Origin of the sequence: Bradyrhizobium septentrionale, from assembly GCF_011516645.4 — a bacterium.
GTDB lineage: Bacteria > Pseudomonadota > Alphaproteobacteria > Rhizobiales > Xanthobacteraceae > Bradyrhizobium > Bradyrhizobium septentrionale.
The window spans coordinates 2,100,911-2,122,450 of sequence record NZ_CP088285.1 but is presented as its reverse complement, the minus strand read 5'-3'; the positions used below and the strand labels follow the sequence as shown (position 1 = coordinate 2,122,450).

Here is a 21,540-nt window from a genome sequence, read left to right as displayed (position 1 = left end):
TTCCTTGGCTGAACCCCTGCTCCGCGTCGATAATCTGGTCCGTCGCTATGGCGGCATCACCGCGACCGACAACCTCTCGATGGAGGTGGTGCCGGGCGAACTGCACGCCATCATCGGCCCCAACGGCGCCGGCAAGACCACGCTGATCAGCCAGCTCACCGGGCAGGTGATGCCGAACTCCGGCACCATCCGCTTCGCCGGCCGCGACGTCACGGGCCTGCCGTCCTACAAGCGCAGCCGGCTCGGGCTGGCGCGCTCGTTCCAGATCACCTCGCTGCTGAAGGATTTCTCCGCGATCGACAATGTCGCGCTGGCGGCGCAGGCGCATGACGGCCACTCCTTCCGCTTCTGGGGCAATGCGCGCAAGGAGCGGCGTCTGCGCGACGCAGCGCGCGCGGCGCTGGAGCGCGTCGGCCTCGGCAAGCGTGCCGATGTGCTGGTGTCGCAATTGAGCCATGGCGAGCAGCGCGAGCTCGAGCTCGCGGTCGCGCTCGCCACCAAGCCGCAGCTGTTGTTGCTCGATGAGCCGATGGCCGGGCTCGGCGTCACAGAATCCGCGCGGATGGTCGCGCTGCTGAAAGAGCTGCGCAAGGAAGTGACCATCGTGCTGGTCGAGCATGACATGGAGGCGGTGTTTGCGCTTGCCGACCGTATCACGGTGCTGGTCTATGGCCGCGTCATAGCCTGCGACGTGCCGGATGCGATCCGCAAACATGAAGAGGTCAAGCGCGCCTATCTCGGCGAACAGCATGCGGTGACGCGCCATGGTTGAGACCAAAACCGCTGAAACCCTGCTCGAAGTCGATGGCATCGAGACCTGCTACGGGTTGAGCCAGGTGCTGTTCGGCCTGTCGCTGCAGATCAGGTCGGGCGAGATGGTCGCGCTGATGGGCCGCAACGGCATGGGCAAGACCACGACCATCCGCTCGATCATGGGCCTGACGCCGGCGCGATCAGGCGCCATCCGTTTCGCCGGCGAGGCGGTGCGCGGCCTGGCGTCCTACAAGATCGCAAAGCTCGGCATCGGCCTGGTGCCCGAGGGACGCCAGATCTTTCCGAACCTGACGGTGCGCGAAAACCTCATCGCTGCCTCGGGCAATCGGTTCGGCGCCTCCGATCCCTGGACCATCGACAAGATCCATGCGCTGTTTCCGCGGCTCGCCGAACGCACAGGCAATATGGGTGTCACGCTGTCCGGCGGCGAGCAGCAGATGCTCGCGATCGGCCGCGCGCTGATGACCAACCCGAAGCTGCTGATCCTCGACGAGGCCACCGAAGGTCTTGCGCCGCTGATTCGCGACGAGATCTGGAGCTGCCTGTCGATGCTGAAGGGACGCGGGCAGTCGGTGCTGGTGATCGACAAGAACGTCGGAAACCTCGCCCGCATCGCTGACCGCCACTACATCATCGAGCGCGGCAAGGCGGTGTGGAGCGGCACCAGCGAGCAGCTGATCGCCGAGCCGGAGCTGCAGCACAAGTATCTCGGGATTTGAGCAGCAAGCATTGCCGTATAGCCGTCATCCTGAGGAGCCTGCGTAGCAGGCGTCTCGAAGGATCGGTGGCCCGGCTGGTGGCCGTGCATCCTTCGAGACGCGCTACGCGCTCCTCAGGATGACGGATCAGAGAGGCGTCTGCCGCCTCACCGCGAAGAGCTTCGCAGCAGTCGTTTTGCCGCATCGGCCGCGGCCGCCGCATAGGCCCGATCGCCATGCACCAGCATCAAGGAGATCGCTCCCTCGGAGAGCAGCCAGATCTCGCGCGCACAGCGGTGAGCCTCGCGGACGCCAGCCCGCTTCAGCAAGTCGCCGAGATGGGTTTCAAGCAATGCCTTGTGCCGACGCGCAATTGCGCGTGCGGGATGGCCGGGGAGATCGGCCAGTTCGATGACCAGCCTGGTAAATCCCGAGCCGGCCCATCGCGGCCGGTCCGCCCAGACCGCGAGGTCGCGGAATAGGCCGTCAATGATCGCCGCCGGCGAGCCGGACAGCTTGTCGCCGAATGTGGCGAACGCGGCCAAGGCCAATTCGTTCTGGGCTTCCAGCACGAAGGCGAGCAGCTGATCCTTGCTTTGAAAATGATTGTAGAGCGTGCGCTTCGTAACCCTCGTCGCCGCTGCGATTTCGTCCATGCTCACGCGGCTATATCCGCGCTGGCGAAACAGGACGTATGCGGCAGCAAGGATGCGCTGTCGTGTCGGTTCTGCAGATCGTGCCATGCAGTCACCCCTGAGTATACCAGGTAGTGAATTTACACCGGTCGAAAAACCGATTGGAATGGTATCTGTGACTTTTTCAGCCCGCTGTAATCAGTTTCTTCCCTCGCGCTGCGAAGGCAATCGTCATGCCCGACCCATTGACGCTCAGAGAAATCAGAGCCCGTCCCGTGGTGCTCAAGCTGAAGCGGCCTGTGGTCGCGCGCATTGTCACGATATCGGAGTGGCCGCTCGTTCTCATCGATCTCGTGACCGAGGAGGGCATCGTCGGGCGAAGCTATCTAGAGCCCTATATCGTGAAATCGATGCGATATCTGGTTCCCGCACTTCACGACCTCAGCGAATTGCTCAGAGGTCGAACCGTGGCGCCGGTCGAGCTCTTCGAGGCCGCGCGCAGATCCCTGCACTTTGTCGGCTACGAGGGATTGTCGATGATCGCCGCGTCGGGTCTCGACATGGCTGCGTGGGATGCGTTGGCGAAGGCCGCAAACAAGCCGCTATGCGTGCTGTTGGGCGCTACGGTCGGCGCCGTGAAATCCTACAACAGCAACGGCCTTTGGTTGAAAGAGCCGGCCGCCATCGCAGCCGAAGCCTTGGAGTTGCGGGACGAAGGAGGATTCTCCGCCCTGAAATTGCGGCTCGGCCGAAGCGATCCGCGCGAAGATCTGGCGACGCTCGACGCTGTCCGCAAAGCGGTCGGTGAGCGCATGCATCTGATGGTCGACTACAACCAGGGGCTAAATCTCGCCGAGGCCATCGAGCGCTGCCACATGATCGACGACCACGGCCTCGACTGGATCGAAGAACCCGTGCTCTACGACAATCTCGACGGGCACGCCCAGCTTGCGGCAGAGCTGAAGACGCCAATCCAGATCGGGGAGAACTTCTATGGCCCGAGGGAGATGCACAAGGCGATCGCCAAAAAGGCTTGTGACCTGGTGATGCCCGATTTCATGCGCATTGGCGGAGTGACGGGCTGGATGCGCGCGGCGGCGATCGCCGGCGCAGCGGGCATACCGATGTCAACGCATCTTTATCCGGAAGTCGCCGCTCACGTCATGCGCGCAACGGAGACCGCACATTGGCTGGAGTGGCAGGATTGGGCCGATCCGATTCTCGAACGGCCATATGAAATAAAGGATGGCCTTTTGCATATTCCCGACGCGCCCGGCCTCGGCCTGGAATGGAACGAACGGGCTGTTGCTGCAAACCTCGCGAGTCTCTAGCCGCAGAGTGGGTCGGTCCGAGGGTTTGTCCCGCGCTTGGCCGCTCCCCTCAAAACATCTCGAAATACTCGCGGTGCTCCCAGTCCGACACCTCGGCCTGGAAGCGCTCGATCTCCGCGTTCTTGATGAAGACGTAATAGTCGACGAACTCTGGTCCGAGCGCCCCGCGGAAGAACGGATCGTCGTTGAGCGCGTACACGGCTTCGCGCAAAGACTTCGGTAGCAGCGCGGCCTTGGTCTCGTAGGGCGTGTCGGCGGACGGGCCGGGATCGAGCTTGCGGTCGACGCCGTCGAGGCCGGAGAGGATCTGCGAAGCCATATAGAGATAGGGGTTGGCGGCCGGCTCACCGATCCGGTTCTCCAGCCGCGTCGCCGGATCGCCGGCACCGCCGAGCACGCGGATCATCACGCCGCGGTTGTCGCGGCCCCAGATGGCGCGGTCCGGCGCAAGCGAATAGGAGCGGTAGCGCTTGTAGCCGTTGATGGTTGGCGTCGTGAACACGGTCGAGGCCCGCGCGTGCTCGATCAGGCCGGCGAGCCAGGCGCGGCCGAGCGGGCTGAGCGGCTCGCCGGTTTCCTTGCCGGTTTCCTTGGCCATGAAGACGTTTTCGCCATCGGCGCGCGACACCAGCGACTGGTGCAAGTGCCAGCCCGAGGCAAACACGTTCGGCAGCTTCGGCCGGCACATGAAGGTCGCGTGATAGCCGTGGCGGCGCGCGATCTGCTTCACCGCGGAGCGGAACAGCACCATGGTATCGGCCGGTGCGAGCCCGACAGTCGGCGCGAAGGTGAATTCGCACTGGCTCGGGCCGAACTCGACCTCGACCGAGCGCAACGGCAGGTCAAGCGCGAGGATGTCGCGTCGGATGATCTCGAGCGCCGGCTCCATCAAATCGTAGCGCTGTTCGGTGAGGTACTGATAGCCGTGCGACAGCAGGCTCACCGACGGCGGCCGTCCGGGCTGGCCGGCATCTTCCGGCGCCATATGCGCGTCGTCGAGCTTGAACAGATGGAATTCGACCTCGAGGCCTGCGACGAAATCGTAGCCGCGGCCTGCGAGCTGATCGAGCACCTTGCGATAGAGGTTGCGGGTCGCGAACGGCACCGGCCGCCCGTCGCTGAAGTAGAGATCGCAGAGCACCCAGCCGGTGTTCTCCGCCCAGGGCAGCACGCGGAACGTGGTGGGATCGGCGACCATCAGCACGTCGGCCGCGCCCTCCATCTCCTTCATGCCAAAACCGCCGCCGGCGGTGAACACCGGAAACACGGTCTTGTGCGAGGTGTCCTTGGCGAGCATCGTCGTGGTGATCGAGCAACCACCCTCCAGCGAGCGCACCGCTTCGCCGGCGATCAGCGTCTTGCCGCGCGGGATGCCGTGCTGGTCCGGGAACGACAGGCGGATGACCTCGAGGTTCTTCTCCTCGACGATGCGGCGGAGGCGATTCGCGGCCTCCTTCTGCTCACCCGACCACAGGCCGTGACGCTCGACAAAGCTCACCGCGTCACTCCTTCACTTCTCCCTCGCCCTGCTCTTCGCGGGGCCGGGACGAGCAAAGCTCGCCCTGGGAGGGTTGGGGTGAGGGGCTCTCTCCGCCGATTGAATGTGTCGATAGGCCTGTACCCCCTCACCCGGATCGCATCTGGCGATGCGATCCGACCTCTCCCCGCAAGCGGGGCGAGGTGAAGGATACAATGTGGCGTCATTGAAACCACCATCATTCCGCCGCCGTCAGATGATGCACCTTGCCTGCGATCTCGCGCGGCACTGGAGCGGCCCACGGCGCGCCGCGGCGGCGCTTGACGTCGACCTCCATCCAGTAGAGCTCCCAGCCTAGCGTCGGCCCGATGCCGTCCATTGTCGCCGGGCCCTGGATACTGCGCGCGGAGGCGTCGTCTAGGAACAGCATCGGCTTCTCGCCGCCGGCAACCTTCTCGATCTCTTGCCGCAGCAGGCGGCGATACTGCACGATCGCCTTGTCGCTCTGGCCGAGATGCTCGTTGGTGCGGTCCTGGATCGCCCCCATCGATTCCACCGCCCACTGGTCGTGGACGTTGATGTCGGTGCCCATGCCGGTATAGGTCTCGGTCGCCTGCTCGTGCGGGTCGAAGCCGTAGTCGTTGCTGCGGTTCTTGCGCGACTTGTAGTCGGGCAGCGTGTAGAGCTCGAGCCGCTGGTCGCGCATCTTCTGCTTGTCGACCGGCGCCGCGTAGCTGGTGAAGATCGCATACCAGTAGCAGTTCTCGTCATCGACCGGCACGTGCCACTGCGTGATCGTCATCTCGGTCGACATCGGAATGACGAAGCCGTGCGGGAACAGCTGATTTGTCACCCGCACATGGGTGCGCTCCTCGTCGAGCTCGCGCAGCGCGATCAGGCGCAGGCCGTATTCGGTGTGCTCGACATTGATGATCGGCCGGTCATATTCGCGCAGGATTTTGGTCATCGGCATGTCAGAGCCGGCGGATGCGCCGCGGAACTGCTTGCCGTAGGCGGCCGAGGTGTCCTCGTCCTCGAAGAAGCGATGCAGGAAGGAGGCGTGTGCCGGATCGATGCCGACCTCGAGCGCCTGCAGCCAGTTGCAGTTCATGTGGCCCTTGAACGCGAACGTGTGGCTTCCGGGTGCGACGAAGCAGTCGAGCTCCGGAAATGCTGGCGGGGTGCCTTCGCCGAGATAGGCCCACAGGATGCCGCTCTTCTCGATCACTGGATAGGAGCGCTGCCTGATGCCCTTGCAGAGCTGCGAGCCGGCGGGCTCGGCCGGCGTCTCGATGCACTGACCGGTCGCATCGAACAGCCAGCCATGGAAGGCACAGCGCAACCCGCCATTCTCGAGCCGGCCGAAGGCGAGGTCGGCGCCGCGATGCGCGCAGTGGCGGTCGATCAGCCCGTAGCTTCCGTCCTCGGCGCGGAACAGCACCAGGTTTTCGCCGAGCAGCTTGACCGGCCGCACCGGGCGCGGTCCCTCCAGCTCGTCGACCAGCGCCGCCGGCTGCCAGTACATCCGCATCAGCTTTCCGCAGGGGTCTTTGCGGCCGGTGCGGGTGATCAGATCGTTCGCTTCCTGGCTCATCATGGCGGCGTCTCCCGGATTTGGACTTGTTCGCCTATTGAACGTATGTGCGAATTATGCCATGTCTAATTCCAACAGCAAGCGCAATTTTTGAACCGTTCAAAGCCCGACCCATGCCCAAGCTGAAGCGCAACGATCAGGACGAACGCGCCACCGATTTCGTCGAGGCCCTCGATCGCGGTCTGCGGCTGTTGCAGGTGTTCGGCACCGTCTCCGGTCCGGCGACCTTGAGCGATCTGGCGCGCGCCGCCGACCTGCCGCGTGCCACAGCGCGCCGCATCCTGTTCACGCTGGCGCATGGCGGTTTTGTCGCGACCGACGGCAAGCTGTTCACGCTGACGCCGCATGTGCTGACGCTGGCGGGCTCCTTCCTGCAATCCAACCAGGTGGTGACGGTGCTGCAGCCGGTGCTCGATCGCATCGCGACCGCGGCCCAGGAGATCGCGTCGCTCGCATTGCTCGACGGCGACGACGTCGTGTTCGTCGCGCGTTCGAGCCCGACGCGGGTGTTCTCCGCCGGGCTCGATATCGGCTACCGGCTGCCGGCGTTCTGCACCTCGGTCGGCCGCGCCATGCTCGGCCGGCTCGGTGATGAAGAATTGGCGGCGCGGCTGAAGGCGATGCGCCGCGATCCCGTCACGCCGCAGACGGTCACCGATCCGAAGAAACTGCTCGCCGTCATCATCGCCGATCGCGCGCAGGGCTATTCACTGGTCGACCGCGAGGCCGAGCCGCATTTCCGTTCCATCTCGGTGCCGGTGCGCCGCTACGACGGCACCATCGTCGCCGCGATCAACATGGGCGCGCACGTCGATCGCGTGCCGAAGCAGGAACTGATCGATCGCTTCCTGCCGCTGCTGCGCAAAGGGGCGGATGATGTGAAGAGCCGGTTGCTGTGAAAGGGCCGACGATGACCACGCCGCTTCTGACGCTGACGCACATGGACACCGGCGTACGTTTCTATCATCTGAACGACGAGCGGGCCTTCTTCGAATGGTTGGCGCGGATTCCCTGCGTGAAAAGTTACGCCGGCAATCGCGAGAACGGGTTGGTCGTTCGCCTGAAACGAAGGCCTAGCCAGGACGATCTTCGGCAGCTCCTCGCACTCTGCTTTCGCTACGGCGTCGACATGCGGCAGTTGGCGAAATTCGAGACGGACAAAAACCAGAGTTGGTTTCGCGATTCACGGACGTATTGGTATCGCGCGGTTTTCGGAAGTGCGCGGTCCAGGCATTGATAGGGGGCACCCAGATCAAAGCGCCACGCTGCGCAGCCCGAACGAGCGCGCCTCGTTCTGCAGCACCGGCCGCACCTGGTCGATCAGCCGGGCCGCGGCGGCGTCGACCGAGAGGCCGGCGGTGTCGACCACCGCCGATGCGCGCGCATAAAGCGGTTCGCGGCTGACCAGGATGTTGCGCAGTTCGGCCATCGCCGAGCGGTCGTCGGCCATCGGGCGCAGATCGCCTTGGCGGCGGACGCGCGCCATGTGCTCTTCCGGCTCGGCCTTCAGCCAGATCGTGTAGAACGACGACAGGATCAGGTCGAAGGTCAGGGCCTCGGAGACGATGCCGCCGCCGGTCGCCAGCACCATCAATTCGTTGCGTGCCAGCAGCTGCGTCAGCGCGGCCTGCTCCATCCTGCGAAAGCCTTCCTGGCCGTACAGCGCGATGATCTCGGCGACCGAGAGGCCGTTCTGTGCCTCGATCTCCTTGTTGAGCTCGACAAAGCTCCAGCCGATCTTCTTCGCCAGCATCCGGCCCAGCGTGGTCTTGCCGGCGCCGCGCAGGCCGATCAGCGCGATGCCGGAGAACGAGGCGCGGCGCGGTGCCAGCGGGCTGCTGCCGGCGAGGATGTCCTTGGCCTGCGCGATCTGGATCGGCGACGCTTTGCGCAAGAAGTCGCGGATGACAGCCCAATCCGGGATCGGTTCGCTCGAGGGAATCAGGTCCTCGAGATGCGCGCCCATCGCACCTGCGACACGGCGCAGCAGCACGATCGAGACATTGCCTTTGCCGCTCTCGAGCTGGGCGATGTAGCGTTCGGAAATGCCGGAGACCTTGGCGAGCACCTTGCGCGACATGCCGGCCAGGCCGCGGGTCGTGCGCACACGCTGGCCGAGCTGCTCGAGGAAGTCGGTTTCCGGATCGTTGGCTGCGGTCATGATCCCTGTGCGACGTGCGGGTTCTGTTCAGGCGGGAATCAGACCCAAGCTTTAGGAAACATAGTGCCGATGAGGATTGACAGCAAGCCAATGTGGTGGCTTTGTATGAATTATAATTCTTAAAACTCGACGGGAGAGGGCAGGCGCGACGCGCTTTTGCCTGAGGAGCGGGCCATGACTTACAACGCGGTTACCTGGCTGCTCGACCGCAATGTCGATGAAGGCCGCGGCGACAAGGTCGTGTTCGACGACACGGTGTCGCAAATCACCTATGGCCAGCTGCAGCAGCAGACCCGCCGCCTCGGCAACATGCTGCGCCGGCTCGGCGTGCGCCGCGAGGAGCGGGTCGCCATGATCATGCTGGATACGGTCGATTTCCCGGTCGTGTTCCTGGGCGCGATCCGTGCCGGCGTGGTGCCGGTGCCGCTCAATACGCTGCTGACCGCGGAGCAATACGCCTACATCCTCGGCGACTGCCGCGCGCGTGTGCTGTTCGTCTCCGAGGCGCTGCTGCCGGTGGTGAAGGACATCATCGCTCGCATGCCCGACCTCGAGCATGTCGTGGTCTCCGGCAAGGACGCGCACGGCCACAAGAAACTGTCCGACGAGATCGCGCGCGAGTGCGATGTGTTTGCCACCGCGCCGACCCATGCCGACGAGCCGGCGTTCTGGCTCTATTCCTCGGGCTCGACCGGCATGCCGAAGGGCGTGCGCCATCTGCATTCCAATCTCGCCGCGACCGCGGAGACCTACGCCAAACAGGTGCTCGGCATCCGCGAGGACGATGTCGGCCTGTCGGCGGCAAAGCTGTTCTTCGCCTACGGGCTCGGCAATGCGCTGACCTTCCCGATGTCGGTCGGCGCCACCACGGTGCTCAATTCGGAACGTCCGACGCCGGCGGTGATGTTCGCGCTGATGAACAGATATCATCCGAGCATCTTCTTCGGCGTGCCGACGCTGTTCGCGGCGATGCTCAACGACGAGGCGACCAAGGCGCAGTCCGGCGGCAACCGCTTGCGCGTCTGTACCTCGGCCGGCGAGGCGCTGCCGGAATCGGTCGGCAATGCCTGGAAGGCGCGGTTCGGCGTCGACATCCTCGACGGCGTCGGCTCGACCGAGCTTTTGCACATCTTCCTGTCGAACGCGCCCGGCGACATCAAGTACGGCTCGTCCGGCCGTCCGGTGCCCGGCTACAAGGTGCGGCTGGTCAACGAGATCGGCGCCGATGTCGCCGACGGCGAGCTCCTGGTCGATGCGCCCTCGGCCGGCGAGAGCTACTGGAACCAGCGCGCCAAGAGCCGCGCCACCTTCGAGGGCGCGTGGACCCGCACCGGCGACAAATACACGCGCGACAGCGACGGCCGTTACACCTTCTGCGGCCGCGCCGACGACATGTTCAAGGTCTCCGGCATCTGGGTCTCGCCGTTCGAGGTCGAGAGCGCGCTGATCACCCATCCCGCGGTGCTGGAAGCCGCCGTGGTGCCGGAGGCCGATCCGGAAGGGCTCTTGAAGCCGAAGGCCTATGTGGTGCTGCGGCCCGGCAGCTCAGCCGACGGTCTGAATGAGGCGCTGAAGGAGCACGTCAAGCAGAAGATCGGTCCGTGGAAATATCCGCGCTGGATCGATGTGGTCGACAATCTGCCGAAGACGGCAACCGGCAAGATCCAGCGGTTCAAATTGCGCGACGGTGCGCAATAGCTCCCCACGCGTCGTCCCGGCCTAGTGCGCAATTGCGCACGGGAGCCGGGACCCATACGCCGGGGCTTTCGTTTTGAGAGACGCTGTTCAACGGCTTTTGCGCAACAACTAACGCCTGTGGTTATGGGTCCCGGCTTTCGCCGGGACGACGAGTGAGGAAGGCCCATCATGCAGAATTTGAACCCTTCAGGCTTCCTCACCATCGACGGTGCCGAGCTCGAATACCGCATGATCGGCCCAATGCCCGAGAAAGTGCCGACCATCGTGATGCTGCATGAAGGCCTCGGCTGCGTCGGCCTGTGGGGCGATTTCCCCGAGAAGCTGCAGGCGGCAACCGGCGCCGGCGTGTTCGCCTATTCGCGCGCGGGCTATGGCGCGTCGTCGCCGGCCAGGCTGCCGCGTCCGGTCGACTACATGCATCGCGAGGCGCTCGACGTGCTGCCGAAGCTGCTCGATCGGATCGGCTTCCGCCGCGGCCTCTTGCTCGGGCATTCCGATGGTGGATCGATCGCGGCGATCTATGCCGGCTCGCATCAGGATCATCGCCTGCATGGGCTCGCATTGATCGCGCCGCATTTCATCGTCGAGGACATCTCGGTCAAATCGATCGCCGAGACCAAGACGGCGTATGAGACCACCAACCTGAAGGAGAGGCTGGCGCGCTGGCACCAGGATGTCGACAGCACCTTCTATGGCTGGAACGACGCCTGGCTCGATCCGAAATTCCGCGACTGGGATATCTCAGACTATCTCGCCTATATCCGCGTTCCCGTGCTGATCGTGCAGGGCGCGGAAGATCAATACGGCACGATGCGCCAGGTCGAGATCGCCGAGGACGAATGCTACTGCCCGGTCGACGTCGCGGTCATCGAAGGCGCCGGCCATTCGCCGCATCGCGAGGCGCCGGCAGTGACGCTGGACGCGGTCACCGAATTCGCCCGGGCGGCACTCCGCGACGACCGGACCTTGGCCGCCTGACATTTGGTGCCGGTGCCAGGTCATTGGCCGAGCGAGTGAATTTCATGAACATGAAACAAAATGCATGTTTTTTCGTTTTGAACTGGACCAGATCAAAAACATGCATTATTGTGCATGAGGACTGAGACGACGAACCTTCAAAACGAACAACAGATAAGGGTGGCCCATGGCTGGTGACGATCGCGTCCTTGCAGGCGGGGCGAAGTACATCGACTTCCAGACCGAACCGTCGCGCTACCGACACTGGAAGCTCGACATTGCGGGCGACGTCGCGACGCTGACCATGGACGTCGACGAGAACGCCGGCCTGTTCGAGGGCTATCAACTCAAGCTCAATTCCTACGACCTCGGCGTCGACATCGAGCTCGCCGATGCCGTGCAGCGGCTGCGCTTCGAGCATCCGCAAGTGAAGGTCGTGGTGATGCGCTCGGGCAAGAACCGGGTGTTCTGCGCCGGCGCCAACATCCGCATGCTGGCGGGCTCGACCCACGCCCACAAGGTCAACTTCTGCAAGTTCACCAACGAGACCCGCAACGGCCTCGAGGATTCCAGCGAGAATTCCGGCCAGAGCTTCATCACCCTCGTCAACGGCACCGCGGCCGGCGGTGGCTATGAGCTGGCGCTCGCGACCGATCACATCATGATGGCCGACGACGGCGCCGCCGCCGTCGCGCTGCCAGAAGTGCCGTTGCTCGCGGTGCTGCCGGGCACCGGCGGGCTCACGCGCGTCGTCGACAAGCGCAAGGTGCGCCGCGACCACGCCGATTTCTTCTGCACCATCGAGGAAGGCATCAAGGGCAAGCGCGCCGTCTCCTGGCGCCTGGTCGACGAGATCGCGCCGAACTCCAAGCTCGAGGGCAAGCTCGCCGAGCGCGTCAAGGAATTCGTCGCGAAGTCGAAGCGCAACGGCACCGGCAAGGGCATCACGCTGGCGCCGCTGACGCGCACCATCGATGACAGCGCCATCCGCTACGGCTTTGTCAGCGTCGACATCGATCGCGCGGCGCGCATCGCCACGATCTCGATCAAGGCGCCGGAAACTGCGGCGCCCGCCGATATCGACGGCATGATCGCGCAAGGGTCTGCGTTCTGGCCGCTGCAGGTCGCCCGCGAACTCGACGATGCGATCCTGCATCTGCGCATCAACGAGCTCGAGATCGCGATGCTGGTGTTCAAGAGCCATGGCGACCGCGCCAATGTCGTGTCCTACGACGGGTTCCTGGAAGCCAACAAGGCGCACTGGCTGGTCAACGAGGTCAGGCACTACTGGAAGCGCGTGCTCAAGCGCATCGACGTCACCTCGCGCACGCTGGTGACGCTGGTCGAGCCGGGCTCCTGCTTCGTCGGCACGCTCGCCGAGCTCGTGTTCGCCGCCGACCGCTCCTACATGCTGATCGGCCAGAAGCAGGGCGACAACCGCCCGCCGCCGGCGATCGAGCTGACGGCGATGAATTTCGGGCCGTATCCGATGAGCCATGGCCTGACCCGGCTGCAATCGCGCTTCCAGGCCGATCCATCGGATATCGAGCGCGCACAGGCATCGATCGGCAAGGCGCTCGACGCCGAAGAGGCCGAGGAGCTCGGTCTCGTCACCTTCGCGCTCGACGACATCGACTGGGACGACGAGGTCCGCGTGTTCTTCGAGGAACGCACCTCATTCTCGCCCGACGGCCTCACCGGCATGGAAGCCAATCTGCGCTTCGTCGGGCCAGAGACCATGGAATCGAAGATCTTCTCCCGCCTCACCGCGTGGCAGAACTGGATCTTCCAGCGGCCCAACGCGGTCGGTGAAGACGGCGCGCTGCGCCGCTACGGCACCGGCCAGAAGGCGCAATTCGATATGACGCGCGTTTGACTTTGTGTCCCGGGCGCAGCGGGCACGCGAGTGACGCGCTGCAGAACCGGGACCCATATGGACCACGACTGAATGGGTCCCGGCCCTGCGGCGCACCGCTTCGCGCTGCACCGCGTCCGGGACACGAGAGCCAGCAAGGAGCACGGCCATGAACATCATGAACGTCGATTACTCGACCAAGATTCCGAACAATGTGAATCTCGCCGAGGACCGCCAGGTGCTCAAGGCCCTGGAAGGCTGGCACCCCGGTTACATGGACTGGTGGAAGGACATGGGGCCGGATGGCTTCCAGGAATCGCTGGTCTATCTGCGCACCGCTTATTCGGTCGATCCGCGCGGCTGGGCCAAGTTCGATTACGTGCGCATGCCCGAATATCGCTGGGGCATTCTCCTTGCGCCACAGGAGGAAAATCGCGTCATTCCGTTCGGCGAAGACTACGGCAAGCCGGCCTGGCAGGAAGTCCCCGGCGAGCATCGCGCGATGCTGCGCCGCTTGATCGTGATCCAGGGCGACACCGAGCCGGCCTCGGTCGAGCAGCAGCGCCATCTCGGCAAGACCGCGCCCTCGCTCTACGACATGCGCAACCTGTTCCAGGTCAATGTCGAGGAAGGCCGCCATCTCTGGGCGATGGTCTATCTCTTGCAGAAGTATTTCGGCCGCGACGGCCGCGAGGAGGCGGATGATTTGCTGCGCCGCCGCTCGGGCGATGCGGATTCTCCGCGCATGCTCGGCGCCTTCAACGAGGCGACGCCGGACTGGCTGTCGTTCTTCATGTTCACCTATTTCACCGACCGTGACGGCAAGATGCAGCTGCACTCGCTGGCGCAGTCGGGCTTCGATCCGCTGTCGCGCACCTGCCGCTTCATGCTGACAGAGGAAGCCCACCACATGTTCGTCGGCGAGACCGGCATCACCCGCGTCGTGCAGCGCACCTGCGATGCGATGCAGGAAGCCGGCATCACCGATCCGACCGATATCGCCAAGGTCCGCGCGCTCGGTGTGATCGACCTGCCGACCATCCAGAAGAAGCTGAACCTGCATTATTCGCTGTCGCTCGACCTGTTCGGCTCCGAAGTCTCGACCAACGCCGCGAATGCCTTCAACGCCGGCATCAAGGGCCGCTACAAGGAAACCACGATCGAGGACGATCACCAGCTCAAGAACTCGACCTATCCGGTCATGAAGATGGTGGATGGGCAGATCAAGATGGTCGACGAGCCGGCGCTGACCGCGCTCAACATGCGGCTGCGCGACGACTACACGCAGGATTGCGTCAAGGGCATGCTGCGCTGGAACAAGGTGATCTCGAGCGCGGGCTACGACTACAAGCTCGCGGTGCCGAACACGGTCTTCCATCGCCAGATCGGCGAGTTCAGGGACGTCCATGCCACCCCCGATGGCCTGCTGATCGACGACGCCACCTGGGCCAAGCGCAGGAACGACTGGCTGCCGTCGACCGAAGACGGCGACTTCATCGCCTCGCTGATGAAGCCGGTCACCGAGCCGGGCGAGTTCGCCTCCTGGATCTCGGCGCCCAAGGTCGGCATCGACAACAAGCCCGGCGATTTCGAATATGTGAGGATCGAGAGCTGATTCTCTCCGGACGGAGAGAGCAGGAAAGGGGTGAGCCGAAAAGGTCCCAGGCTCGCCCCTTTTCCTCGTCGAGAGCAGTGCGCTTGCTTGTGTCGTCGTGGCTTCGGATTTCGGGGTGCTGTCATGAGTGAAGAGAGTTTTCCGGGTCCGGCGCTGCGTCCGCTACAGCTTCGAATTGGGGCGCAGACGATCGCAGGTTTCGAGAGTGGCGGCACCGGCCGCCACATCCTGCTCGTCCACGGCAATTCGTCGTCGTCGCGGATCTGGCAGAAGCAGCTTCAGGGACCGCTCGGCGCCAAATACCGGCTGGTTGCGATCGACCTTCCCGGCCATGGCGCATCATCGCCGGCGCCGGATCCGGGGCACGGCTATTCCGGTGCGGGCTATGCGGATTGCATCGCTGCCGTCGCGCGCGAGCTCGGCCTGAAGGATGCGGTCGTGGTGGGCTGGAGTCTCGGCGGACACGCCGTGCTGAATGCGGCCGCATCGCTGCCGATGGCGTCCGGACTGATGATCTTCGGTACACCGCCGATCAGCAAGACGCCGGATGGATTTTCCGGCTTCAAGGGGCTGTCGGCCACCATCTTCACGCCGGCGCCGAGCGACGCCGAGATCGAGGAGTGGGGACAGTCGGCCTTTGCGCCGGGCTATGCGGCCCGCCCGTCCTTCCTCGAAGCTGATTTCCGCCGCACTGACGGCAATGCGCGGGGCTATCTCGGTGCCAGCGTGCAGGCCGGCCGCTTCGCCGACGAGGTCGAGATCGTGCGCAATCTCAAGATTCCGTTCGCGATCGTGCAGGGCAGCGAGGAACAGATCGTCGATCTCGGCTATCTGCAGCGGCTGTCCGCGCCGACGCTGTGGCGCGGACAGGTTCAGGTGATCGAAGGCGCGGGCCATGCCACGCAATGGGAGCAGGCCGAAGCCTTCGACCGGACCCTCGACGCGTTTGCTTCGAGCCTTTGAGGAGGGCGAAAAGGGGTCGGCTGCTCGCGGTTCGTCGCTCAGCCGACCTTAATCGTCATTTGTAAGTTCGTCGGGCCACATCTGCGCGCCGTGAAGCACGCGCAAGATGCGGCCAGTCTCGCCGTCGACCAGGTACGCCGCGATATAAGGTGTGCGCGGGATGACCAACTCGCGCGTGCCGGCGACACGCCCGGGCCGGCCACTGTCAGGAAAGTCGAGCAGGCGCCGCGCGGCGTCGGCGATCTGTTCGTCGACATGAACCGCAGCGCGGGGATTCTCGGCTTCGATGTAGCTGAAAATGTCGTCGCGATCGGACAACGCGAAGCGCGACCAGACGAGTTTCAACGTTTACGCTCCGCCGCTTTTCGAAGCGCAGCGGTGCGGCGTTGCGCGAAATGCGCTTCGACCTCGGAATCATCGAGATTGGGCCGGGTATCCGCCAGCGCATGGCGCACCTTCTCACCAAACCAGCTGTCGTAAGCTTGGCTGTTGCTCACGAGCTCCAGTGGAAGCGCCCCCTCGTTGGCCGTGCGTGTCAGCAGGATCCGCACGGCGTCGGATACCGTGAGACCCATGTTTTCCAGAACCGCGGTGGCCTTTTCCTTTACGTCCGCATCGATGCGGGTTTGGACTAGGGCATTCGAAGCCATAGCGACCTCCTATTCGCCGCCAATGTAATGCATTTGAATGACATCTGCCAGAGGCGTCGCCACCCCGTGACCGGAGGTCAGCAAGCCAAAACGGCCCCGCCTTTCGGCGAGGCCGTTGCCGCCGGCCCTCGATTCCGGTTCGGATGGGACCAGATGAGTCAAAGGCTGTCAGTCCCGCGCGGTACTACTCTGCTGCGCGTGAGAGGCTGGTCGCCTACCCCGCGATCTCCAGCCCCGCGGTCGCGTAGACCACGCCGCCATCGACGGCGATCGTGTTCCCGACCACGTAGTCGCCGGCGCGCGAGGCGAGGTAGATCGCAACACCCGCCATATCCTCGTCGGTGCCGACGCGCTTCGCCGGAACGCGCTTGGCGACCTCGTCGGCGTGGTCGCGCGCGGCCTTGTTCATGTCCGACTTGAAGGCACCCGGCGCGATCGCGGTGACGTTGATGTTGTCCTTGATCAGCCGCGTCGCCATCCGCCGCGTCAGGTGGATCACCGCAGCCTTGCTCGCGGCATAGGAATAGGTCTCCATCGGGTTGACGAAGATGCCGTCGATCGAGGCGATGTTGATCACCTTGCCGGGCTTGTCATGCGTCGCCGCCGCGCGCAGCGGCTTGGCCAGCGCCTTGGTCAGGAAGAAGATCGACTTGACGTTGAGGTTCATCACCTTGTCCCAGCCGCTCTCCGGGAATTCGTCGAAATCCGCGCCCCATGCCGCACCGGCATTGTTGACCAGGATGTCGAGCTTCGGCTCGCGCTTGATGATCTCGCTGGCGAGCTTTTCACAGCCCTCGACGGTTGAGATGTCGATCGGCAGCGCGATGCACTCGCCGTCATATTCGGCAGAGAGCTCCTGGGCGGTAGCTTCGCACGGCCCGGCCTTGCGCGCGGTGATGTAGACCTTGGCGGCGCCCTGCGCGAGGAAGCCGGCCGCGATCATCTTGCCGATGCCGCGCGATCCTCCGGTGACCAGCGCGACGCGTCCTTTCAGTGAGAATAGATCCTTGAACATGTTGCCTCCCTTGCTGTGGCAAGCGTTCTGGCCGTGTTGGCGGAGCTAGTCAAGGAACCGCCGCGGCGGACGAACCTGCTGCCCGATCAATCCAAGGAATTGTCTTGATCGATATGCCCGCAGAGATCGTGCGTCGATTCGATCAAGCTTTGTTGAGATGTGAGGCATTGAACAAACGGGTCAGCCGCTTTGACGTATCAAGCACGTGGGGTGGAATTCCAGGACAAGGAGTTCCAAGAATGAAGCACATTTCATTGCCGGTGACGGGTGTGACGCCTGTCACCCTCATTCAATCGGGCCGAAGGCGGAAGGGTCTCTTCGCAGCAATCCTTGGCGCAATTCATCTCTCGCGACGGATCCAGACGCGCCGCGTTCTGAAGCAGTATCGGCATCTGATCGACCGCGCCGATCGGCACCGTACCAATCTGGAGGGCGCTCATGTCCATCGGTGAGCGGTCGACGACGCGCAAATCGATCATCCGTCTCCCTGAGATCAGCGAGATCACGCTGCTGATCGTCATCGCGATCGGATTTCTTGTTCTGCATATCCTTACTGCGACGCTTTTGATGCCTGCGGCCGCAGGCGATCCGGCCGAGCCCCAGCCAGCCGTGCCGCAAGAGGTGAGAGCGGTTCACACCGACTAGCGCTCTCCCAATTCATTCATCATCGCTCTCATCAACGGAGGTCCGCTCGTGGCCGACGTCACGTCATTTCTCGTGCTCAGCGCGGCGGTGTTTTGCGGCGCCTTCGTATCCGGTCTTGCCGGCTTTGCCTTTTCGGCGATCGCCGGCGCCATCCTGCTGCATGCGATGCCGCCGACCGAGGCGGTGCCGCTGATGATGGCCTGCAGCGTCGGCGTGCAGGGCGCCAATCTGTGGGCGCTTCGGCACCACATTCAGTGGAAGGAGAGCCTGTCGCTGATTTCAGGCGGACTGCTTGGCGTGCCGCTCGCGCTCTGGCTGTTGCACAACACCGATAGCCGGACCTTCCGCGAAGGCTTCGGCGTCATGGTCGCGCTCTATGCCGGCTACATGCTGTTCAGGCCGGCGATCGGCTACGGCCGGTTGCCGGAAGGGCGCAACGCGCTGGTCGGGTTTGGCGGCGGCCTGATCGGCGGGTTGACCGCGATGCCCGGCGCGCTGCCGACGATCTGGTGCGACATCCATGGCGTGCCGAAGCAGCAGCAGCGCGGCCTCGTGCAACCCTTCATCGCCGCGATGCAGATCTCCGCGCTCGTGATGATGCTGCTGCATCGCGACCTGTCGATGAAGGTCGCCTACGACGTCGTCCTGGGCGCCCCGGCGCTGCTGGCCGGTTCGTGGCTCGGCATCTTTGCCTTCCGCAACATCAACGAGGCCAATTTCAGGCGCGTGATCCTCAGCCTGTTGCTGGTGTCGGGGCTGTTGCTGGTGATCTGAGAGCATGATCCGGAAAAGTGCGAAGCGGTTTTCCGAAGAGATCATGCTCAAACAATTTTAGGGACGTCGCTCGATCACGCCGCGTCGATGCGGCGAAAGCCGTTCCACACCGCGGTGGCGGCGCCCGAGGTCAGGACCGGCAACAGCCGCGCTTCCTGGTAATTGCCGTTCAGCGAGACGCGCTGCAATGCGGTCATGTGGTCGGCGCTTTCGGCAAACAGCATGCCGGGCCGCGTCGTCACCGCGGTCTTGAAGCCGATTGACCTGGCGAGCGCGAATTCGCGCTGCCCGGCAGCGATCCGGTCGCCATAGGGATAGGCGAGGTGCGCGACCTGCCGCTGCAGGGCTTGCTCGATCCGCGCCCGGCTGGTCGCGAGCTCGAACGATGCGATGGTCTCGCTCTGCTTGGCGAGATTGCAATGGGTGATGGTGTGCGCGCCGATGGTGACGAGCGGGTCGTCGGCAAAGCCGCGCAACTCGTCCCATGACATGCACAGCTCGCGCGCGATGCCGGCCTCGTCGACGCCATGGCGGGCGCTAAGCGCTGATATCTCCGCCTGCATCTCCTGCTCGCCCGGCAGCGAACGCAGCCAGTCATGCATGCGGCCGAAGGCTGTGCGTTTGGCCTGTGGCGTCGCGGTGTCGATCTTCGTCATCGCGCCATCGATCGGCACCTCGATCGCGGACGCTGCCGATATCACCCGCTCCAGTGCGATCCACCACAGCCTGCCGCAGCCCTCGGCGAAATCGCTCGCGACATAGACCGTGAACGGCGCGCCGAACTCGCGCATGACGGGCAGCGCGAAATCGCGGTTGTCGCGATAGCCGTCGTCGAAGGTGAAGCATGCGAAGCGCCGCGCGAAGTTCCGTTCGGTGAGACGGCGATGCGCCTCGTCCATGCTGACGACGTCGACGTCGAGCGCGCGCAGATGCGTCAGCATCGCGCGCAGGAAGTCGGGCGTGACCTCGAGATGATGGTTGGGCTGGAACGCGTCGCCGCGCCGCGGGCGCACATGGTGCAGCATGAAGATGGCGCCGACGCCGGCGAAGATCGGCCGCAGCAAATGATGCGCGCCCGAAAAATACAACGCCGCCAGCCCGGCACGGATCACGGTGTTGCGGAGTTGTTTCATGAGGGCGCCGGCCGGCCGATTTGCATTCCGCGGCAAACTTAGCGAAAGACCACTGAAGAAACTGTTATTCCGGTCCGACATGGCGCCCCCGCCATGATGCTTGATTTGGGGTTTGACAGTCAGCCAAGGGTTTGTTTTCTCTCTGGTTCCCGAGCCCGCAGGACCCTGAATGCACGGACTTTTCAAGTGGAGTAGCAAGTGGTGGCCGGGCGTGATTCCACTGGTCGTCCTTTGGGGTATCGCGGCCTGGACCAGCACGGCAACGGTCGAAGCCGATCTTGCTGCGCGCTCTAATGCCGCACTCAAGGACACCGTGCTCGACAAGCGCCGCATCAGCGTCGACGGCCGCGACGTGACGTTTGCCGCCAACGCCTTCTCCGAAGACGGCCGGCTCAGCGCGGTGGCGTCGGTCGAGGCGGTGCCGGGCGTGCGACTGGTCAACGACGAGACCCGGCTTGTTGCCGAGGCCAAGCCCTATGTCTGGTCCGCCGAACGCGACGTGGTGCGGGTCACGCTTGGCGGCAATGCGCCGCTGCCGTCGAGCAAGAGCAAGTTGACCGAGGCCGCGAAGGCCAGCCTCGGTGGTGTCGAGGTGGTGGATCAGATGGCGCTCGCCCGCGGCGCACCGTCGCGGTTCGACGCGGCCGCGCTGCTGCTGCTCGACCAGATCAGCAAGCTGAAGGACGGCAAGATCACGCTGACCGACAGCAAGGTTAACCTCGCCGGCATGGCGCGCGAGCTCGGCGGCCGCGAAGCGGTCGCGGCCGCGCTGAAGAACCTGCCGGAAGGCTATTCGGTCGCCGCCAACGACATCAAGGCGCCGCCTTACGTGTTCCAGGCCTACAAGGACCCGGTCGCGGTGACGCTGACGCTGACCGGATACGTGCCTGACAACAACGTGCATGCCGCGCTGGTCGCGGCCGCCGGCCGCAAGTTCTTCAGCGAGAAGGTGGTCGACAATCTCAAGGCCAGCCTCGGCGCGCCATCGGGTTTTGCGGCGGCGGTGGCGCCTGCGCTCGGCGCGCTGTCGCGGCTGTCGACCGGAACGCTTGTCGTCTCGGACCGCGAGGTGAAGCTGTCGGGCGATGCGCTCTATGATGCCGCGGCCGGCCAGATCCGCGACGGGCTCGGCAAGGACTTCCCGCAGGGCTGGCAGTACAAGGCCGAGGTCACGGTCAAGCCGGCGGCGGCGCCGGTCGATCCCACCGTGTGCCAGCAGCTGTTTTCCGAGATCCTCGCGAAAGGCAAGATCCGCTTCGAATCCGGCAAGGCCGACATCGTGCCTGACTCCGCCGGTCTGATCGACCGCCTGATCGAGACCGCGATGCGCTGCCCGAATGCCACGATCGAGGTCGTCGGCCATACCGACAGCGACGGTGAGGAAGCCGCCAACCAGGCGCTGTCGGAACGTCGGGCGCTGGCCGTGGTCGATTACCTGGTGCGCGCCGGGCTGCCCGCCAATCGCTTCACGCCGATCGGCTATGGCAGCACGCAGCCGCTCGCCGGCAACGACAGTGAAGATGGCAAGGCGCAGAACCGCCGCATCGAATTCGTGGTGAAGTAGC

21 protein-coding genes are annotated in these 21,540 nt (G+C 64.3%); 12 read left to right on the top strand and 9 right to left on the bottom strand.

From position 1 onward, the window contains the following. Positions 1-4 precede the first annotated feature (4 nt). Both HAP48_RS11990 and HAP48_RS11985 read left to right on the top strand, forming a co-directional pair. The gene (locus HAP48_RS11990; protein WP_166216526.1) at positions 5-772 is read left to right on the top strand and encodes an ABC transporter ATP-binding protein; all 768 of its coding nucleotides are present in this window, start codon (positions 5-7) and stop codon (positions 770-772) included. Then, a complete protein-coding gene (locus tag HAP48_RS11985) occupies positions 765-1,493 on the top strand; it encodes an ABC transporter ATP-binding protein (RefSeq protein ID WP_166213626.1) in 729 nt (242 codons plus the stop codon). The genes HAP48_RS11990 and HAP48_RS11985 overlap by 8 nt, the downstream gene beginning before the upstream one ends. A gap of 146 nt (positions 1,494-1,639) precedes the next feature. On the opposite strand, the gene HAP48_RS11980 is transcribed toward HAP48_RS11985, so the two are convergent. After that, positions 1,640-2,215 (bottom strand): TetR/AcrR family transcriptional regulator, encoded by a 576-nt coding sequence (locus HAP48_RS11980; protein ID WP_166213627.1) that lies wholly within the window; start codon positions 2,213-2,215, stop codon positions 1,640-1,642. Between the two features lie 125 nt (positions 2,216-2,340). Here HAP48_RS11980 and HAP48_RS11975 point away from each other — a divergent pair, with 125 nt between their 5' ends. Then, positions 2,341-3,438 (top strand): enolase C-terminal domain-like protein, encoded by a 1,098-nt coding sequence (locus HAP48_RS11975; RefSeq protein WP_166213628.1) that lies wholly within the window; start codon positions 2,341-2,343, stop codon positions 3,436-3,438. A gap of 49 nt (positions 3,439-3,487) precedes the next feature. On the opposite strand, the gene HAP48_RS11970 is transcribed toward HAP48_RS11975, so the two are convergent. After that, the gene (locus HAP48_RS11970; protein ID WP_166213629.1) at positions 3,488-4,936 is read right to left on the bottom strand and encodes a glutamine synthetase family protein; all 1,449 of its coding nucleotides are present in this window, start codon (positions 4,934-4,936) and stop codon (positions 3,488-3,490) included. 217 nt (positions 4,937-5,153) lie between these two features. Next, positions 5,154-6,512 carry an aromatic ring-hydroxylating dioxygenase subunit alpha gene (locus tag HAP48_RS11965; RefSeq protein ID WP_166213630.1) on the bottom strand — a complete coding sequence of 453 codons (1,359 nt, stop codon included), beginning with the start codon at positions 6,510-6,512 and terminating at the stop codon, positions 5,154-5,156. A 110-nt stretch (positions 6,513-6,622) separates the two neighbouring features. Here HAP48_RS11965 and HAP48_RS11960 point away from each other — a divergent pair, with 110 nt between their 5' ends. Further along, the gene (locus tag HAP48_RS11960; RefSeq protein ID WP_166213631.1) at positions 6,623-7,408 is read left to right on the top strand and encodes an IclR family transcriptional regulator domain-containing protein; all 786 of its coding nucleotides are present in this window, start codon (positions 6,623-6,625) and stop codon (positions 7,406-7,408) included. Between the two features lie 11 nt (positions 7,409-7,419). Then, a complete protein-coding gene (locus HAP48_RS11955) occupies positions 7,420-7,746 on the top strand; it encodes a hypothetical protein (protein ID WP_166213632.1) in 327 nt (108 codons plus the stop codon). Between the two features lie 15 nt (positions 7,747-7,761). Here the strand turns inward: HAP48_RS11955 and HAP48_RS11950 are convergent, their stop codons facing one another. Beyond that, on the bottom strand, positions 7,762-8,670 hold the full coding sequence (locus HAP48_RS11950; RefSeq protein WP_166213633.1) for a helix-turn-helix transcriptional regulator: 909 nt from the start codon (positions 8,668-8,670) through the stop codon (positions 7,762-7,764). Positions 8,671-8,844: 174 nt separating this feature from the next. Between HAP48_RS11950 and HAP48_RS11945 the strand changes: the two genes are divergently transcribed. The 5 genes from HAP48_RS11945 (at position 8,845) to HAP48_RS11925 (ending at position 15,758) form a co-directional block, all read left to right on the top strand. Continuing rightward, positions 8,845-10,368: a benzoate-CoA ligase family protein gene (locus HAP48_RS11945; RefSeq protein ID WP_166213634.1), complete on the top strand. Its 1,524-nt coding sequence runs from the start codon at positions 8,845-8,847 to the stop codon at positions 10,366-10,368. Positions 10,369-10,536: 168 nt separating this feature from the next. Further along, positions 10,537-11,346: an alpha/beta fold hydrolase gene (locus HAP48_RS11940; protein WP_166213635.1), complete on the top strand. Its 810-nt coding sequence runs from the start codon at positions 10,537-10,539 to the stop codon at positions 11,344-11,346. A gap of 166 nt (positions 11,347-11,512) precedes the next feature. Further along, on the top strand, positions 11,513-13,201 hold the full coding sequence (gene boxC, locus HAP48_RS11935) for a 2,3-epoxybenzoyl-CoA dihydrolase (protein WP_166213636.1): 1,689 nt from the start codon (positions 11,513-11,515) through the stop codon (positions 13,199-13,201). A gap of 157 nt (positions 13,202-13,358) precedes the next feature. Further along, positions 13,359-14,795: a benzoyl-CoA 2,3-epoxidase subunit BoxB gene (gene boxB / locus HAP48_RS11930; RefSeq protein WP_166216529.1), complete on the top strand. Its 1,437-nt coding sequence runs from the start codon at positions 13,359-13,361 to the stop codon at positions 14,793-14,795. A gap of 123 nt (positions 14,796-14,918) precedes the next feature. Further along, positions 14,919-15,758 carry an alpha/beta fold hydrolase gene (locus HAP48_RS11925; protein WP_166213637.1) on the top strand — a complete coding sequence of 280 codons (840 nt, stop codon included), beginning with the start codon at positions 14,919-14,921 and terminating at the stop codon, positions 15,756-15,758. A gap of 48 nt (positions 15,759-15,806) precedes the next feature. On the opposite strand, the gene HAP48_RS11920 is transcribed toward HAP48_RS11925, so the two are convergent. From HAP48_RS11920 to HAP48_RS11905, 4 genes are all read right to left on the bottom strand, one after another. Then, complete coding sequence (locus tag HAP48_RS11920; protein WP_166213638.1) at positions 15,807-16,103, bottom strand: type II toxin-antitoxin system RelE/ParE family toxin; 297 nt, start codon at positions 16,101-16,103, stop codon at positions 15,807-15,809. Continuing rightward, positions 16,100-16,408, bottom strand: a complete 309-nt coding sequence (locus HAP48_RS11915) for a type II toxin-antitoxin system RelB/DinJ family antitoxin (RefSeq protein WP_166213639.1) — start codon at positions 16,406-16,408, stop codon at positions 16,100-16,102. The genes HAP48_RS11920 and HAP48_RS11915 overlap by 4 nt, the downstream gene beginning before the upstream one ends. A gap of 214 nt (positions 16,409-16,622) precedes the next feature. After that, entirely contained in the window at positions 16,623-17,423 is an 801-nt protein-coding gene (locus HAP48_RS11910; protein WP_166213640.1) for an SDR family NAD(P)-dependent oxidoreductase, read from the bottom strand. 251 nt (positions 17,424-17,674) lie between these two features. After that, positions 17,675-17,944 carry a hypothetical protein gene (locus HAP48_RS11905; protein ID WP_166213641.1) on the bottom strand — a complete coding sequence of 90 codons (270 nt, stop codon included), beginning with the start codon at positions 17,942-17,944 and terminating at the stop codon, positions 17,675-17,677. Positions 17,945-18,116: 172 nt separating this feature from the next. On the opposite strand from HAP48_RS11905, the gene HAP48_RS11900 reads away from it, so the two are divergent. Then, positions 18,117-18,842 (top strand): sulfite exporter TauE/SafE family protein, encoded by a 726-nt coding sequence (locus HAP48_RS11900; protein ID WP_166213642.1) that lies wholly within the window; start codon positions 18,117-18,119, stop codon positions 18,840-18,842. Between the two features lie 74 nt (positions 18,843-18,916). Here the strand turns inward: HAP48_RS11900 and HAP48_RS11895 are convergent, their stop codons facing one another. Continuing rightward, positions 18,917-19,975, bottom strand: a complete 1,059-nt coding sequence (locus HAP48_RS11895) for a polysaccharide deacetylase family protein (protein ID WP_166213643.1) — start codon at positions 19,973-19,975, stop codon at positions 18,917-18,919. A 169-nt stretch (positions 19,976-20,144) separates the two neighbouring features. On the opposite strand from HAP48_RS11895, the gene HAP48_RS11890 reads away from it, so the two are divergent. Continuing rightward, positions 20,145-21,539: an OmpA family protein gene (locus HAP48_RS11890; RefSeq protein ID WP_166213644.1), complete on the top strand. Its 1,395-nt coding sequence runs from the start codon at positions 20,145-20,147 to the stop codon at positions 21,537-21,539. Position 21,540: the final 1 nt, after the last annotated feature.